The organism is Saccharothrix sp. NRRL B-16348 (assembly GCF_001280085.1).
In the GTDB taxonomy this organism is placed as follows: domain Bacteria; phylum Actinomycetota; class Actinomycetes; order Mycobacteriales; family Pseudonocardiaceae; genus Actinosynnema.
Window position 1 is genome coordinate 71,070 of sequence record NZ_LGED01000001.1, and the last position, 15,812, is coordinate 86,881.

A 15,812-nucleotide genomic window follows, 5' to 3' on the forward strand; every position below is an offset into this window, starting at 1 on the left:
CGTACGACCCCCATCAGCCCCCCTCCGACGTGACGAAACGCACCCTCACCCGGCCGTCAGTCGAGCTTCAGCGCGAACCAGACCTGCTCGTCACCGGTGTGCTTGAGCGGCAGGCGGCCCCACAGTCCGTAGTGCACGAGCTGCGCCTCAGCGACGATCTGGAGATCCGTCTCCTCGCCCGGCCAGGCCGCCCGCACCTCCGGCACGACGCCCGGCGCGAACGTCACCACCCACGCCTCGGGCACGTCCGTGAGCTGCACGAGCGCGGTGCCCTTGGTGGTCGGCGGCACGTCGGTGGCGTACTTGGCGGCGAGGAGGGTGGTGAGCGCCTCGTCGATGCCGTCGACGGCGAAGTCCGCGTCGCCCACCACCAGCTCGCGCAGCGCCGCCTGCGCGTCCCAGCGGCGGAGGTCCAGCTCGTGCGCGATCCGCCGGTGCCAGACCCAGGCCAGGTCCGGCGCGGCGGGCGAGAACGTCCAGGCCGCCCGGTTGCCCGGGACGGCCGGCAGCAGCTCGGCGGCCTTGGCCAGCTGGGCGTCCAGGTACTCCAACGGCTCCACCTCGGCAGGCGGGCTCGGCAGGCGCAGCTGGACGCGGCTGCCGGTGCGCAGGTACTCCAGCGACGTCTCCAGGAACCTGCCGACGTGCAGCGTCAGGTCGGTGAACGTCCAGCCGGGGCAGCTGGGCACCTTGGCGGTGGGGTCGGCCTTCCCGACCGCCGCCCGGAACATCTCCGCCTGCGCGGTGAAGACCTCGGTCCACCGCTGGGTGGTCCAACCTCCAGGCACGTCCAGCCTCCCGCTTGAGTCGATCGCTGCGCGGCCATCGTGCCGCACGGGGTGCGGTCCCGGCGGCGGAAGGCCGACCTTCCCACCAATCGACGCAGCGACCGGGCCGCCGGTGCCGCCCGATCACGACCACCTGCCCCCGAGACGGGCGGGCGAGCGGACCGGTGCCGGTCACCACGGCCGGTCGCCGACCTCGCCTCGGGCCACCGCGTCCAACCGCGCCATGGACTCGTCCCACCACCGGGCCAGGTCGCCGACCTGGAACTCCCAGAGAGGTTCCACGACGGTGGTCTCGGCATCGTCGGGTTCGGCGTGGGCGGGCTCGGCATCGGCGGGTTCGGCGACCTCATCGGGCACGGCGGCGTGGGCGAACACGCGCTCGGTGAACGCGGGCCAGGCGTCGGGCGACTCGGAGACCCCCGGCCACCTGGCGTGGCGGCCGGCCTCCGGTCGGCCGGTCATGGGGTTCGCGTAGGCGGTCTCGTCGATGCGGCCGGCGAAGAAGGTGTCGGCGTGCTCGACCCACGGCTCGGACGACGGTTCCGACCGCGCCCCGGACCACGGCTCGGACCACGGTTCGGCACAGGCCTCGGACCGGGGCTCGGCCCACGACGCCGGCCACGACTCCGCCTGCGGTTCGCCCCACGGTTCGGGCGAGGCCTCGGGCCACACCCCGATCCACTCCTCGGTCTCCGCCGTCGACCGGTGGTGCGCCCCGCCGGTCGGCAAGGCGCAGTCGGTCGGCGGCGCCTCGTCGGGCCGGCGGAGGTCGTCGGCCGGGACAGGAGCCAGGACGGGGTCGTGGCACTGGGCCGTTCGGGGTGGGGGGTCCAGCGCGCCCCACGCCGGCGTGCGCGACGCCTCGCGGTAGGCCCGCACCGGCGGCCGCGGCCGCGGCACGGAGCCCGTCGGCAGGTCGACGAGGCCGGTGGCGACGTAGTCGGCGAGCTCGGATTTCCAACGCCGCCAACGGATTTGGCCAGGACTGAGCAAGCGGTGGCGTGCCCTGGAGGGCGTTCGGACCAGGAAGGCGAAGAGGAGCAGGCGGAGCCGGTCCGCCGCGTCGCCGAGGGCGTGGAAGGCCACCGCACGGGGTATCGGGAGCAAAAGTGTCATGTGTCAATGGTCGAACTGCTGTTCGACCTTGACAAGATCACCTTCGAGTGATCACCAACGGGCGGATTTCCCCGCTTCGTTGACCCGGTGGGCGAGGGAACCGGGAAGGGTGAACGCGCGTCGCATTGCCAGCGGCTAGCGGCACGAAGGGTGGGCAATCGTGTTCGGGGTGCGACCAGAGACGTTGCGCGAGGCGTCCAAGCAGTTCCACGAAGGCGCGGACGCGACCGGCGACGGCGCGGAGATGATCTCCATGCTCAGGCTGGACGCCGACGCGCTCGGGCAGGTGCCCGCGGCGGCGGTGTTCGTCGACGCGCTGGCCAAGTGGTCGGGCGAGCAGTCCGACGACCTGCGCCGGGGCAGCGCCTGGTACCGCGACGCCGGCGACGGCCTCACCGAGAACGCCGACGCCTACCAGCGCGCGGACGACGACTCGAACACCTCGTTCCGCGGCATCGAAGGGGGCATGGCGTGAGCTTCACCGACCCTGAGGTCCTGTACGGGCAGCTGGCCGCGGGCGACGCGGGCCGAGTCGCGGCCGCCGCCGATCCCATCACGGGCGCGATGAGCGCCGTCGACCGCGCCGGACAGGCGGTCTCGTCGGGCGGCAGCACGGCCACCTCCAGCTGGAACGGCGACGCCGCGGCGAGTTTCGGCGCACGCTCCGAGCTGTCCGCCAAGTCCGCGACCGTGGCCGGTGAACGGCTCGGCGCCGGCGCGGACATCGTGCAGGCCGCGTCCCGCGCCTACACCCAGATGCGCGGCAGCGCCGACCAGCTGATCGACTTCTGGCGCGGCCGCTCGCCCGCGTTGGACGAGGCGCAGACCCGTGAGCTGGCCAACCGCGTCAACGAGCAGCTGAACAACGTCAAGACCGGCTACGAGCGCGTGCTCCACTCGTACGCCGACGCCCTCGCCAAGGTCCGCCCGGGCTTCGAGGAGACGGCGGGCAAGGACCCCGGCTGGACCTCTGCCGTGGCGGCCATGCGCACCAGCGCCACCGTGCCCGGTCCCGGCACCGACCCCAAGCAGGTCGCCGCCTGGTGGAAGTCGCTGACCAAGGAGCAGCAGGACGAGCTGCTGCGCACCAAGTTCCAGGAGCTGGGGCAGCTGCGCGGCCTCCCGTCCGGCGTGCTGGACCAGGCCAACCGGATGCGCATCGAAGACGACGTCCAACGCTTCGGCGCGCAGCGCGACCAGCTCGACGCGCAGCTGGCCGCGCGGGCGCAGGAGTTGGGCCTCGACCCGAACAACTCCGACGACATGACCAAGCTCATGAACGACGAGCAGTACGCGTCGCTCAGCGAGCAGCGCCAGGAAGCCGCCACCAAGGCCGAGAACGCGCAGAAGGCGCAGAGCAGCCTGGATCGCGCGGAGGTCCTCGCTGGAGACAAGGGCTGGGCCGAGAGCGATGTGCGCGTGCTCGCCTACGACCCGTACGGCCCACGCGGCGACGGTGGCATGGCAATCGCGTACGGCGACCCGGACACCGCGAACAACCTCGCGGTGTGCGTGCCCGGCACCGGTTCGGACATGGGCAGCTTCGGCCTCAGCCAGGCCGCGAACCTGCGCGAGCAGATGGGCGCGGACGGCAACGCCACCATCCAGTGGCTCGGCTACGACGCGCCCGGCTGGGCGCCCGGCGAGGTCGACAACCCCGCGCAGGCCCGCGAGGGCGGCGCGAACCTCGTCGCGGACGTCAACGGCTACCGCGCCGCCGCCGAGGCCGCCGGCCACGACCCGCACGTGACCGTGATCGGCCACTCCTACGGCTCCACCACCGTCGGCTACGCGGGCATGAACGGCCTCGCCGCGGACGACATCGCGTTCATCGGCTCGCCCGGCGTCGGCGCGTCGAACGTCGACCAGCTCTCCGCGGGCCCCGGTCACGTCTACGTCGGCGCGACCGAGCACGACCCGGTCGTGCAGGGCACGAGTTCCAGCTGGTTCACCGAGGACGGCTCTTCGATCGGCCCGTACGACGACCGGTTCGGCGCCAAGACCTTCGGCACCACCGACGGCACGTCCCTGGTCGGCGCGCACTCCGAGTACTACACCACGGGTTCGGAGTCGGTGCAGAACCTGGCCCGGATCGCGACCGGCGACGGCGGCTCGGTGACCTCGCAGGACTGGGACGAGAACCCGCTCGGCCCGTCGCTGCCCGGCTCGCACCTCCCCGGCGTCGGACCGGTGGTGGACTTCGTCGGCGGCACCGCCGTCGGCGCGGCGGACCTGGCGAAGGACGCGGGCACCGGGCTCTGGAACGCCGGTCGCGACGCGGTCAACGGCAACTGGTCCGAGGCGGGCACCGGTCTGGTCAACACGGGCAAGGAGATCCTCAACGACGCCGGGGACGTGGTCGTGGGCGGTGTCGGCGACGTGGTCGAGCTGGGCCGCGACGCGGTGGAGGGCGTCGGCAAGGCCTGGGACAAGACCGTCGGGTCCTGGTTCTAGGCCAAGCGGCAAGGGCCCACTTCGGACTCCGGTTCGAGGCCGTCGAGGTTGTTCTTCTCGACCTGGCGCACCTTGCAGATCACCACGTCGCCGGCCTTGATCCCTTCCGGAAACTGATCGAGTTCGGCCGACGCGGTGTCCAGCTTCACCAAGGCCCCGGGATCATCCTGGTCCAACTCCATCACCGCGCGCGGCGGGGACGTGTGTCCGGGGGTCACTTGCCTCTCCGGGGTGATCCGGGTGACCTTGAACCGGACCTCTTCCTCCCAGTCGGCGCTGCAGCCGACGAGGAGGGTTCCGACCGCGAGGATGGCGAGACACGCCTTGAGCGCCTTCACGCGGTCGAGCTTAGCTAGAAGCGGAGCACCGGGAGCAGGGTTGAGAGATCGGCCCGGCTCCCGGACGCGGTGACCTTGGCGTCCTCGACCGCTTCCGCCCACCCGAGCCTGCCGACGGCCAGTTCCAGCCACGTGCGCGGGTCGGTCTCGATCACGTTCGGCGGCGTGCCGCGGGTGTGCCGGGGGCCCGCCACGCACTGCACGGCGGCGAACGGCGGCACCCGCACCTCCACGCTGCGGCCGGGCGCGACCTGCTCCAGCGTGCGCAGGCTCAGCCGCACGGCCGCGGCCAGCACCGGGCGGTCCGGCTTGTCCGCCTCGCCGGCGAGCCAGGGCAGCACGGCCTCGACCGCGGCGCGAACCTCGTGGGGGTCAACGGGCTTGGACGGCATCCGCCCAGGTTATCGCCGCGCGTGCGCCCGTCGTCGCGACTGGTGCAAGATCGCGCGGTTGCCGGGCCGGGCTTCAGCCCTTGGCGGTGCGCACCGCTTCGGCGAGCAGTTCCTCGACCTGGTGCGCGAGCCGGCGCGAGTCGGTCGGGCTGAACGTGCTCCACGGCTGGGTCCCGTTCGACGCCCGCCGTTGTTGCAGGTAGCGGCCGTCCTCGGTGTCGAAGAACGCGACCACGCGGTCCGGCCGGCACCGCTTGCCGTACCGGTCGCGGGCCGCCGCGCCGAAGTTGCCGGTGTGCACGAGCCCGGTGAACATCTTCACCAGCGTGACGGCGTCCTCCTGGCGCACGCCGTGCTGGCGCAGCGAGTTCTCCAGGCTCTTGGGCGAGCCGTCGGACTTCTTGACCGCGGCCTCCAGGTCGGCGCTCGGCATGGTGACCGAGTGCCCGGTCCCGGCGGGGTGCGAGGGCAGCGCGCCCAGCACCGCGGACGGCAGGCCGCTGCCCGCCGCGCGCCGGAACGTGAGCCGGTTCTCGGTCAACGTGGCCACCGCGCCGTCGTCGCCGTTGGCCACGGCCAGCACGCGGACGCTCTTGCCGATCCACACCCGGCCGTCGACCTCGCGCTCCGGCCTGTTGAACAGCCGCAGGAGGTAGTCGAGCTCGGGGTGCAGCCCGGTCGGGCCGCCGAGGCCGCGCGCGCCGATGCCCTGCCAGACGCGCCGTTCCAGCTCGGCCCGCTCCTGGTGGGTCTTGCCCGGCGAGGGAACCTTGATCACCAACGGCATCTGGCCCAGGTCGAGGCGTTCCCACAGCACGTCGAACTCCTCGGCCGAGAGCTCGATCGGCTCCCGCTCCGCGGGCCCCCCGAAATACGTCACCGACATCCCCGTCCCCTGAACACCGGACACGGGCCCGCGCCGTGTCGACGCGGGCCCGTGCACCGGAGGATCGAACCCTACTGCGGCATTTCCCCGATCACCGGCGGCGCAACGAGCCGGTCGTCGCCGAACACGTCGTTCGTCTCGACCAGGTAGTCGGCGACCTTGTGCTCGATGTCGTCCTCGCCGTTGCCGCCCTGGGCGCCGGCCATGCCACCGGCCATGCCGGGACCGCCCGCACCCGGACGACCCGCGGCGCCGGGGCCACCCGCGCCGGGACCGAAGCCGCCGGCGGCGCCACCACGACCGGGCATGCCGGCCGGGTTGCTACCGCCGGGCATCCCCGCCCCGGGCGCGCCGGCACCGGGCATACCGCCCATGCCGGGCATACCGGGACGCATGCCGTTGGGACCGTTCGGGCCGTTCGGGCCGCCGGGACCACCGGGCATGCCCGGCATGCCGGGTCCCCGGCTGGTCGGCAGACCGGGACGCGGACCGCCGGGACCGGTCGGCACCCTCGGCGGGACCTGCGGGCCGTTGGTCGGCGGCTTCGGCGGGGTCCACGTGGGAGGGGGCACCGGGCCGATGGGCGGCTTCACCGGCGTGTTCACCGGGGGGTTGATCGGCGGCGGCGTGGGGCCGGGAGGCGGCGTGCTCGTCGGCGGAGGCGCCCACGAGGTGTTCGTGTTGCCGCCGGTGCCGGGCACCTGGCCGGGCTGCGGCACGACGGTGCCGGTCGACGGCGGGGCCCACGACGTGTTCGTGGTGCCGCCGTTGTCGCCCGGGGGCGTCCACGTCGGCGTGGAGTTGTAGCTCGCGCGCGAGTTGTTGAACTCGCCCGCGCCGGCGGGCGGCGGGGTGTCGATCACGACCTGCGGCGGCGGGACGAACTTGCCCAGCGTGTCGGCGTTCCACTCGCTGCTGGACTGGTAGTTGTTCATCACCTCGACAGCCTTGGCCTCGGCGTTGTCCTGCGCCGCTTCCTGCTGCTCGTGGTCCTGCTGCTGCTGGATGACGTGGATCATCCCGACGGGACCGGTCAGCCCGCCGATGATCTTGTCGCCCAGGGACGGCGCCTCGGTGGTCACCGGGACCGGCTCGGGCATCTCCTTGCGGGCGTTCGCGATGTAGTCCGCCTGCAACTGGGCGGAGGTCTCCATTGTGCCCGAACCCTGCTGGGCGTCCTGCGCCCAAGCCGCGAGCGGCGACAGCGTGGCCGTCGTGGTGTCGGCGGTGTCGCCCTCCCAGCTCGCGCCGAGCTTGGTGAGCCCGTCCTTGATCGAGACGTCGATCTCGCCCAAGGTCTCGGACAGCGCCTTCCAGGAGTCCTCGAGCGGCCGGGACGCAGCGACGCCCGGGCCCTCGTTGATCATCTGGTAGAGATCGGGGTGGGCATACCCGCGCCAGCGGTGGTCACCCATCGTGCTCGCCCCCCTCGGGTGCGTAGGTCAGCAGGTCAGCCGTTGTTGATGCGTCCCCAGGACGCGGTGTTGTCGCCTTCGACGCGCCGGTAGTCGGCCTCGATCGCGGTGAGCTGGTCGACCACGCCCTTGAGCTGGTCGCGGTACGCCTTGAGCGCGACCAGACCCGCCGAGTCGCCCGCCTCGAAGGTGTCCTGGTTGAACCGGTCCGCCGTCTCGCGGCTCACCGGGTCGCCCGCCCAAGGCCTCGCCTCGAGCTCGGTCATGGCGCGGTCCAGCTTGGCCTGCAGCTGGTCCAGCGCGTCGGAGAACACCTTGCGCGCGGCCGGGATCGCCGAGGGCTCGATGCTGAGCTTCCGCTGTGCCCCGGCGTAGTCGGGCAGCGTCGGCGTCGTTCCCCCGCCACCACCATCCGCGATGTACACGGCAGACCCCTCCTCAGTGCTGCACATACCCCAGCGTGTGCATGTGTGACGACTTTAGCTCTGATGCGTGACGCGAGTGAGCGGTTCCCTCTGCAAAGGACTACTTCTACTCGTTTCTTCACTTGCTCATGAGGTTGGCCACGACCGCGCCGGCCGCCGGCTGGGCCACCTGGCACAACGCCTGCGCCTCGGTGTCGAGGCTGTGCGACTGCACGGTGACGACCTGGCCGTCCGAGACGTCGACGTGGATGGCGCAGGCGAAGCCCAGGGAGTTCTTCGACTCGGTCATCACCGCGGGGAAGCCGCCGACCTGCAGCATCGTCGATCCGGGGCGGGCAGGTTCGGTGTAGGTCCCGATGCCCTGGGTGCTGTCGAGGAAGATCGCGACGGAGTGCTTGCGGTCCTCGCGGCTCATGCTGCAGCCGGGCTTGCCGGGCGCGTCGTCCTTCTGCGGCGGGCGGTCCAGGCCGAACTCGGCGCGCTGGGCCTCGGTCAGCAGCGTGCACGGGTCCATGCCCTCGATGTTGATCGTCTTCGGGCGCTTGGCCGGCTCCTTCGCCGTCGAGGACGGCTTCTCCGACCCGGACGTCCGGCCGGCGGCGGTGGTCGTCGGCGTCGAACCACCGGGGGTCGCGGACCCGTCCGTCGATTGCGAGCAGCCCCCGAGCAGGGCCAGGGCGGCGATGAGCGGCACGACACGGCGCATGAGCACCAACGTATCGGATCAACGTCACCCGTAAGACGACTTGCGGACAACGCGCACCGCCCAACGCGGGTCCGTAGCCTCGGCGGGGTGGGAGACACGGGACCTGGACGGATCGAGGACTACGCGCTGCTGTCGGATCTGCGGACGGCGGCCCTGGTGGGACGGGACGGGTCGATCGACTGGCTGTGCATGCCGCGGTTCGACTCGCCGTCCTGCTTCTCCCGGCTGCTCGGCACCGAGGACGACGGGCACTGGCGGATCGCCCCGACCGGCGAGGTCGTGTCGGTGCGACGGTCCTACCGGGACGGCAGCCTCGTGCTGGAGACCGAGTTCGAGACCGTGGACGGCGTGGTGCGGCTGATCGACACCATGCCGCCCGAGCAGGACGACTGGGACGCCGACACGCGGGTCGTGCGCGTGCTGGAAGGCGTGTCCGGGCAGGTCGAGATGTCGTTGCGGTGGGTGCTGCGGTTCGCCTACGCCGACTCGGTGCCGTGGGTGCGGCGCGGCGAGCGGGACGGCCAGGAGTGCATCGTCGCCCTCGCCGGCCCGTCCGCGGTGGCGCTGTACGGCGACCGGCTGCCGTACCGGGTGCAGGGCAAGCGCGCGCACGAGGCCGAGTTCACCATCTCGGCGGGCGAGCGGCTGTCGTGGGTGATGGAGTTCGCCTACTCGCCCGACGAGCCGCCCGCGCCGGTGGACGCCCTGGCGGAAGTGGCGCGGTCCGAGGCGTTCTGGCTGGCCTGGTCGTCCCGGATCGACTACGACGGGCCGCACGCGGAGGCCGTGCGGCGGTCGCTGATCACGTTGAAGGGCCTGTCGTACGCGCCGACCGGCGGGATCGTGGCCGCGCCGACCACGTCGCTGCCGGAGACGTTCGGCGGCGAGCGCAACTGGGACTACCGGTACTGCTGGCTGCGCGACGCCACGTTCACGTTGCTGGCGCTGGACAACTTCGGCTGCACGAGCGAGGCGGCGGCGTGGCGGAAGTGGCTGCTGCGCGCCGTCGCGGGCGACCCGGCCGACCTGCAGATCATGTACGGCATCGGCGGCGAGCGGCACCTGGTCGAGTGGGAGGTCGACTGGCTGCCCGGCTACCGGGGCGCGCGGCCGGTGCGGGTCGGGAACGCGGCCTACCGGCAGTTGCAGCTGGACGTGTACGGCGAGGTGATGGACGCGCTGCACCTGGCGCGGGAACGCGGCCTCGGCGAGACGCCCGACTCGTGGGCCATGCAGCGCGGCATGATGCGGCACCTGGAGAAGGTGTGGGAGCAGCCGGACAAGGGGCTGTGGGAAGTGCGCGGGCCGGACCGGCACTTCACCCACTCGCGGGTGATGCTGTGGGTGGCGTTCGACCGGGCGGTGCGCGCGGTGGAGGAGTTCGGCCTGCCCGGCCCGGTGGAGCGGTGGCGCGAGCTGCGCGAGGCCGTGCACGCCGAGGTGCTGGCGAAGGGCTGGAACGCGACGTCGGGCGCGTTCACCCAGTACTACGGCGGCACGGAGCTGGACGCGGCGACGTTGCTGATCCCGGCGGTCGGCTTCCTGCCCGGCGACGACCCGCGCGTGCTCGGCACCCTGGACGCGATCTCGCGGGTGCTCAAGCGCGGCGACCTGGTCGACCGGTACGAGACCGGGCACGGCGAGTCCGAAGTGGACGGGCTGGTCGGTGTCGAGGGGAGCTTCCTGGCGTGCTCGTTCTGGTACGTCGACGCGCTGGCGCTGGCCGGGCGGCGCGACGAGGCGGTGGCGATGTACGACCGGCTCGTCGACCTGTGCAACGACGTGGGGCTGCTGGCGGAGGAGTACGACGCGGGCACCGGGCGGATGCTCGGCAACTTCCCGCAGGCGTTCAGCCACCTGGCGCTGGTGAACAGCGCGGCGGTGCTGTTCGGCGGCCACACCCGCGACGAGCGCCACCGCGGCGGTGCGGCGTGAGGGCGGCGGAGGTCGTGCCCGGCAAGCCCTCGGCGTCACGGGTGGTGGAGCGCGAGGTCGTCCCGGTGGACGGCGAGCTGCTGGTCGAAGGGCTGCTGGCGGGCGTGTGCGGCACCGACGTGGAGATCGTCCGCGACGGTTTCGGCTGGTTGCCGCCCGGCCGGGAGCACATCGTGCCGTTCCACGAGTCGCTCGGCCGGGTGATCAGCAGCCCGACGCCGGCGTTCGCGCCGGGCGATCTGGTGGCCGGGGTGGTGCGCCGGCCCGACCCCGTGCCGTGCCCGGCGTGCGCGGTGGACGCGTGGGACTTCTGCCGCAACGGCGAGTACACCGAGCGCGGCATCAAGGAGCTCGACGGGTACGGGATGCAGCGCTGGACCGTGCCGCCGAAGTTCGCCGTGCGGCTCGACCCGACGCTCGGTGACGCGGGCGTGCTGACGGAGCCCGCGTCGGTGGTGGCCAAGGCGTGGGCGCAGGCGTCCGCGGTGGCCGCGCGGTCCCACCTGCCGATCCGGTCGGCGCTGATCACCGGCGCGGGGCCGATCGGCCTGCTGGCCGCGTTGCTCGGCGTGCAGCGGGGGCTGGAGGTGCACGTGGTCGACCGCGTCACCGCCGGCCGCAAGCCCGACCTGGTCACCACCCTGGGCGCCACGTACCACCGGGACCTGGCCGAGGTCACCGCCGACGTCGACGTGGCGATCGAGTGCACCGGCGTCGCGTCCCTGATCTGGGAGTGCGCCCGCCGCGCGTCGGTCACCGTCGTGGCGGGCATCTCGGGCGAACACGACCCCGTGCCGCTCGACCCCGGCGTGTTCGACGGCATGGTGCTGGGCAACAAGACGATCTTCGGCACGGTCAACGCGGGCCTGCCGGACTACCTCGCCGCCGCCGACGCCCTCGCCGAGGCCAGCCGCCCGTGGCTGAACGGCCTGATCACCCGGCGCGTGCCGCTGGACCGCTTCACCGAGGCGCTGGACCGGGAGCCCGACGACGTGAAGGTGGTCGTTGACCTGGCCTAGCGGCGGAGGAGTTCGTCGATCTCCTCGGGCTTCATCGGCTTGGCGAAGAACCAGCCCTGGCCCGTGTCGCAGCCGATCCGGTGCAGGCGCTTGGCCTGCGCCGGGGTCTCGACGCCCTCGGCCGTGACGCCCAGCTGCAACGCGTGCGCCAGTTGCACGAGCGTGGACACGATCTGGGCGTCCACCGCGTCCTCCTCGTCCGCCGCGCGCAAGCCCTCCATGAACGAGCCCGCGATCTTCAGCTCGTGCACGGGCAGGTGCTTGAGGTAGGCGAGGTTCGAGTAGCCCGTGCCGAAGTCGTCGATCGCGATCCGCACGCCCATGTCCGACAACGCCCGCAGCGCCTCCAGCGGCTCGTCGGCGGTGCCCATGATCGCGCTCTCGGTCAGCTCCAGCTGCAGGTGGTGCGGCGGCAGGGCGCACTCGTCCAGGATCCGCTTCACGTCCCGCACCAGCTCCGGGTCGCGGGACTGGCGCACGGCCAGGTTGACGCTCACGAACGGCGCGGAGTCGCCGAACTCCTCCAGCCACCGCCGTGCCTGCTCGCACGCCCGCCGCAGCACCCACCGGCCGAGGGGGACGATCAGCCCGGTCTCCTCGGCCAGCTCGATGAACCGGTCCGGCGCCAGCCGGCCGAACTCGGGGTGCAGCCAGCGGACCAGGGCCTCGACCCCGACCACGGTGCTGTCCTCGAGCCGCACCAGCGGCTGGTAGTCCACGTAGAACTCGTCGCGCTCCAACGCCGCCGGCATCGTCGCCGACAGGGTGAACCGGGCGACCTCCTTGGCGTTGCGCTCCGGGTTGTACAGCGCCCACCGCGACTTGCCGTCCGCCTTCGCCCAGTACAGCGTGATGTCCGCGTCACGCATCAGGTCGGCGGCCGTGGTGCCGGACAGCGCGCGCTCCACGATGCCGATCGACGCCGACACGGTCAGCTCGTGCCCGCCGATCCGGATCGGCGACTCCAGCTCGCGCAGCACGCGGTCGGCGACGTTGACGATGTCCTGGGTGTCCTGCGAGCCCTCGACCAGGATGACGAACTCGTCGCCACCCATCCGGGCGACCAGCTTGCCCTCGCCGGACACCGAGTGGTCCAGCCGGCGGCCGACCTCGACGAGCAGCTGGTCGCCGATGTCGTGGCCGAGGCTGTCGTTGATCACCTTGAACCCGTCGAGGTCCAGGTAGCAGAGGCCGGCGCGGTGGCGCGCCTTGTTGTTGAACACGCGGCCGAGGCGCTCCAGGAACAGCGCCCGGTTCGGCAGGCCGGTCAGCGGGTCGTGCAACGCCTGGTAGCGGAGCCGGTTCTGCAGCAGGTGGCGGTCGGTGACGTCCTCGATCATCGCCACCTGGTACTGCGGGTCGCCGTGGTCGTCGCGCACCAGCGACAGCGTCAGGTGCGTCCACACCTGCTCGCCGTCGGCCCGGCGGAACCGCTTCTCCGCCCGGTAGTGGTCGCACTCGCCCGCGGTGAGCTGGTCGTACAGCCGCCAGACGCTGCCGCCGTCCTCCGGGTGCATCAGGTCGCGGATGTTGTACTGCCGCATCTCCTCGACGCTGAACCCGAGCATGTCCTGCAACGCCTGGTTCACGTCCAGGATGCGGCCCTCGATGTCGGCGATGCCGATGCCGATCGCGGCCTCGGTGAACATCGCCCGGAACCGCGCCTCGGACGCGCGCAACGCGGCTTCGGCCTGGTCGCGGGCGTCCAGCACGGCCGCGCGGATCGCCTCCTGCTCGGCCAGCGTCCGCTCGCGCAGCGCTCGGGCGTACCCGGCGGCCAACGCGCCCTGCAGCGCGGCCAGCCGGGACCGCATCAGCTCGTCCGGCTGGATGCCCAGCTCGCCGAGGAGGTCGTCGCCGAGCAGCTGCACGGTCCGGCCCAGCGTGTCGGTGCCGGTGAAGTGCGCCTCGACCAGCCGTGCGCCGATCTCGTAGCCGGGCGCGGTGCGGAACGGGCTGGCGTGCAGCGCGTGCACCAGGATCTCGGTCAACGCCTGGAGGTGCTCGGCGACCTCGGCCCGCGTCATGGGGACGTAGCTGCTGCCGATGACGGCGGTGGCCCAGGTGCGGGCGAAGGACTCCGCCCCGGCCAGTACGGCGGGGTCGAGGTTCGATCGGCCCGGTGCTGCCACCCGATGGTCAACCTGTTCCGTCATGTCCGCCGGCCTACCGCCACAACCCAGAGGATACGGCCGGTCGCGTGGCGCGGTCGACAACCCGGCCCGGTGCGCGATCGGCGTCGTGGCCGTTCATCAGGCCTTCCGCCCGACGCCGCCGAAGCTGATGAAGTGCGCGGCGCCCTCGTCCACGTCGTCGGGCGACTCCGGCCGCCACAGCGGCAGCCGCGCCACACCCGGCTCGACCAGGTCGAAACCGTCGAACATGGCCTCGACCTCGCGTTTCGGCCGGAAGCACATCTCGCTGACGCCGCGGTTGTAGACGCCCTTCGCCTCGTCCCACGCGGGATCCCACTCGCCCTCCTCGAACCCGGCGTGCGAGATCGCCAGGTAGCTGCCGTCCGGGAGGGCGTCGCGGTAGTCGGCGACGATCCCGCGCGGGTCCTCGGCGTCGGGCACGAAGTGCAGCAGCGCGATCATCAGCACGCCGATCGGCTCGTCGAAGTCCAGCATGTCCTGCACCTCGGGCGACACCAGCACCTGCTTGGCGTCCCGCACGTCGGTCTGCAGCACGTTGACCAGTTCGTTCCCGGTGAGGATGGCCCGGCTGTGCGCGACCGCGACGGCGTCGATGTCGACGTACACCACGCGGGCGGACGGGTCGGTGGCCTGGGCGATCTCGTGCACGTTGCCGACCGTGGGGATGCCGGAGCCCAGGTCGAGGAACTGGCGGATGCCCCGCGACAGCATGAACCGCACGGCGCGGCGCAGGAACGCCCGGTGGTTGAGGACGATGGGCTTGATCACCGGCACGTCGGCGAGGACCTTGTCGGCCACGGCCCGGTCGACGGCGAAGTTGTGCGCGCCCCCGAGCCAGTAGTCGTAGACCCGCGCGATGCTCGGGCGGGCCAGGTCGATGTCGCCCGGCGCCCAGTTCGGCCGCTCCACGCTGTCCACCCGAGATTCTCCTCTGACGTGCTCGTGTTCTCACCGTTGCGGTGACACCCACATCATGGGCCAATCCGGTGAGTTAGCACACCGTCGGATTGCGCGAGTTCTTCAATCACCCACCCCTGAACTGATCACCGGGAAGAATGACGGCCTTGTGAGGTACCTGTGGATCGCGGGCGCGGTCGTCTCGGCGGTGGCACTGGTCTGGCTCCTGGTCAGGCACCGCCGGACGCGTGTTCTGGTCAAGCCCGTCCTGCTGGGTGCCGTCGGCGCGTTCCTGCTGGTCACGGGCTGGTTGTTCGCCGTGGACCCGAACGCGTCGAAGCAGGAGTCGATCAAGACCGGCGGCCTGGCCGCGGGTGCCATTGTGGCCCTGTACGCGCTGTGGCTGAACGACCGGCGGCGGCGCACGGACGAGGACCGGCAGTGGCTCGAGTCCCGCCGGCAGGAGCTGGAGATCGAGCGGGCCGAACACGATCGGTCGCGGGTCGCCGACGAGCGGTTCGCCCGATCGGTGGAACTGCTGGGTCACGACGCGGAGCAGGTCCGGGTCGGCGCGATGCACGCCCTGGCCGGGCTGGCGCGGTCGCGCGCCGAGTACACCCAGACCGTGCTCGACGTGCTGTGCGCGTACCTGCGGCGGCCGTTCGACGTGACGCGGACGGACGAGGGCGTGGTGCGCGACGAGCGCGAGCTGGAGGTGCGGCTCACCGCGCAACGGCTGATCGCCGGCCTCCTGCCGCCGGCCGACGAGGTGGACGCGCCGCGCTACGACTTGGACCTGACCAGGGCTTACCTGGAGTACTTCGACCTGTCCCACCGCCAGGTCGGCGACCTCACGCTGCGCGGGACGACCATGGTGGAGTCGAACTCGTTCCACCACGCGGTGGTCCACGGCGCCGCCTACTTCACCGCCGCGACCAGCAGCGGCCGGCTGCACCTGCACCACGTGGTCTTCCACCGCGGGGCCTGGTTCAGCAAGTTCACCTGTGCGAACGCGGCCGACTACCGCGCCACCGGGTTCCTCGGCCCGAACAAGTTCGCCGACTCGACGTTCACCGGGCCGGTGACGTTCGAGGGCTGCCGGTTCGCCGAGCCGGTCGACTTCGAGGACGCGACGTTCACCGGCGGCCTGGACCTGCGGCTCGCCGAGCCCGCCGAGGTGCGCGCGCGGGGCATGCGCGTGTCGACGGAGCACGAGAACGCCCTGCCGGCCGGCTTGGTGGTGGAGGGCCGCGACGACAGCGGCTTCGGACTGGTCAGGAGCTGA

The 15,812-nt window shown here is 72.2% G+C and carries 15 protein-coding genes; 5 read left to right on the top strand and 10 right to left on the bottom strand.

Annotation, left to right across the window (positions count from 1 at the left end; translation table 11 throughout):
- Nucleotides 1-56: 56 nt before the first annotated feature.
- Together ADK67_RS00345 and ADK67_RS00350 are read right to left on the bottom strand one after the other, a co-directional pair.
- Entirely contained in the window at nt 57-788 is a 732-nt protein-coding gene (locus tag ADK67_RS00345; protein WP_053714302.1) for a maleylpyruvate isomerase N-terminal domain-containing protein, read from the bottom strand.
- A 171-nt stretch (nt 789-959) separates the two neighbouring features.
- Complete coding sequence (locus ADK67_RS00350; RefSeq protein ID WP_157619827.1) at nt 960-1,904, bottom strand: hypothetical protein; 945 nt, start codon at nt 1,902-1,904, stop codon at nt 960-962.
- Nucleotides 1,905-2,073: 169 nt separating this feature from the next.
- On the opposite strand from ADK67_RS00350, the gene ADK67_RS00355 reads away from it, so the two are divergent.
- Both ADK67_RS00355 and ADK67_RS00360 read left to right on the top strand, forming a co-directional pair.
- On the top strand, nt 2,074-2,379 hold the full coding sequence (locus tag ADK67_RS00355; RefSeq protein ID WP_157619828.1) for a hypothetical protein: 306 nt from the start codon (nt 2,074-2,076) through the stop codon (nt 2,377-2,379).
- Nucleotides 2,376-4,358, top strand: coding sequence for an alpha/beta hydrolase (locus ADK67_RS00360; RefSeq protein WP_053714305.1), 1,983 nt, complete (start codon nt 2,376-2,378; stop codon nt 4,356-4,358). The genes ADK67_RS00355 and ADK67_RS00360 overlap by 4 nt, the downstream gene beginning before the upstream one ends.
- On the opposite strand, the gene ADK67_RS00365 is transcribed toward ADK67_RS00360, so the two are convergent.
- From ADK67_RS00365 to ADK67_RS00390, 6 genes are all read right to left on the bottom strand, one after another.
- Nucleotides 4,355-4,696, bottom strand: coding sequence for a hypothetical protein (locus ADK67_RS00365; protein WP_053714306.1), 342 nt, complete (start codon nt 4,694-4,696; stop codon nt 4,355-4,357). The two genes, ADK67_RS00360 and ADK67_RS00365, sit on opposite strands and share 4 nt — an antisense overlap.
- Nucleotides 4,697-4,710: 14 nt before the next feature.
- Nucleotides 4,711-5,088 (bottom strand): sterol carrier family protein, encoded by a 378-nt coding sequence (locus ADK67_RS00370; protein WP_053714307.1) that lies wholly within the window; start codon nt 5,086-5,088, stop codon nt 4,711-4,713.
- Between the two features lie 73 nt (nt 5,089-5,161).
- Nucleotides 5,162-5,968 (bottom strand): ESX secretion-associated protein EspG, encoded by an 807-nt coding sequence (locus ADK67_RS00375; RefSeq protein WP_082403142.1) that lies wholly within the window; start codon nt 5,966-5,968, stop codon nt 5,162-5,164.
- A 77-nt stretch (nt 5,969-6,045) separates the two neighbouring features.
- The gene (locus tag ADK67_RS00380; RefSeq protein ID WP_082403117.1) at nt 6,046-7,389 is read right to left on the bottom strand and encodes a PPE domain-containing protein; all 1,344 of its coding nucleotides are present in this window, start codon (nt 7,387-7,389) and stop codon (nt 6,046-6,048) included.
- A gap of 35 nt (nt 7,390-7,424) precedes the next feature.
- Complete coding sequence (locus ADK67_RS00385) at nt 7,425-7,814, bottom strand: hypothetical protein (RefSeq protein WP_053714310.1); 390 nt, start codon at nt 7,812-7,814, stop codon at nt 7,425-7,427.
- A gap of 118 nt (nt 7,815-7,932) precedes the next feature.
- On the bottom strand, nt 7,933-8,520 hold the full coding sequence (locus tag ADK67_RS00390) for a DUF3558 domain-containing protein (RefSeq protein WP_082403143.1): 588 nt from the start codon (nt 8,518-8,520) through the stop codon (nt 7,933-7,935).
- A gap of 87 nt (nt 8,521-8,607) precedes the next feature.
- Here ADK67_RS00390 and ADK67_RS00395 point away from each other — a divergent pair, with 87 nt between their 5' ends.
- Entirely contained in the window at nt 8,608-10,455 is a 1,848-nt protein-coding gene (locus ADK67_RS00395) for a glycoside hydrolase family 15 protein (protein WP_053714312.1), read from the top strand.
- Entirely contained in the window at nt 10,452-11,474 is a 1,023-nt protein-coding gene (locus ADK67_RS00400) for an alcohol dehydrogenase catalytic domain-containing protein (RefSeq protein ID WP_053714313.1), read from the top strand. Before ADK67_RS00395 ends, ADK67_RS00400 begins: the two co-directional genes overlap by 4 nt.
- Here the strand turns inward: ADK67_RS00400 and ADK67_RS00405 are convergent.
- The gene (locus tag ADK67_RS00405; RefSeq protein WP_197289216.1) at nt 11,471-13,630 is read right to left on the bottom strand and encodes a putative bifunctional diguanylate cyclase/phosphodiesterase; all 2,160 of its coding nucleotides are present in this window, start codon (nt 13,628-13,630) and stop codon (nt 11,471-11,473) included. The genes ADK67_RS00400 and ADK67_RS00405 overlap by 4 nt on opposite strands.
- A 96-nt stretch (nt 13,631-13,726) precedes the next feature.
- Nucleotides 13,727-14,548 carry an SAM-dependent methyltransferase gene (locus ADK67_RS00410; protein ID WP_157619829.1) on the bottom strand — a complete coding sequence of 274 codons (822 nt, stop codon included), beginning with the start codon at nt 14,546-14,548 and terminating at the stop codon, nt 13,727-13,729.
- Nucleotides 14,549-14,696: 148 nt separating this feature from the next.
- On the opposite strand from ADK67_RS00410, the gene ADK67_RS00415 reads away from it, so the two are divergent.
- Complete coding sequence (locus tag ADK67_RS00415; RefSeq protein WP_231647953.1) at nt 14,697-15,812, top strand: pentapeptide repeat-containing protein; 1,116 nt, start codon at nt 14,697-14,699, stop codon at nt 15,810-15,812.

What these genes read in the sequence shown, in the direction of transcription:
- ADK67_RS00350 (WP_157619827.1), bottom strand. Translation starts at nt 1,904, where the DNA reads ATGACACTTTTGCTCCCGATACCCCGTGCGGTGGCCTTCCACGCCCTC.
- ADK67_RS00370 (WP_053714307.1), bottom strand. Translation starts at nt 5,088, where the DNA reads ATGCCGTCCAAGCCCGTTGACCCCCACGAGGTTCGCGCCGCGGTCGAG.
- ADK67_RS00380 (WP_082403117.1), bottom strand. Translation starts at nt 7,389, where the DNA reads ATGGGTGACCACCGCTGGCGCGGGTATGCCCACCCCGATCTCTACCAG.
- ADK67_RS00390 (WP_082403143.1), bottom strand. Translation starts at nt 8,520, where the DNA reads ATGCGCCGTGTCGTGCCGCTCATCGCCGCCCTGGCCCTGCTCGGGGGC.
- ADK67_RS00405 (WP_197289216.1), bottom strand. Translation starts at nt 13,630, where the DNA reads ATGACGGAACAGGTTGACCATCGGGTGGCAGCACCGGGCCGATCGAAC.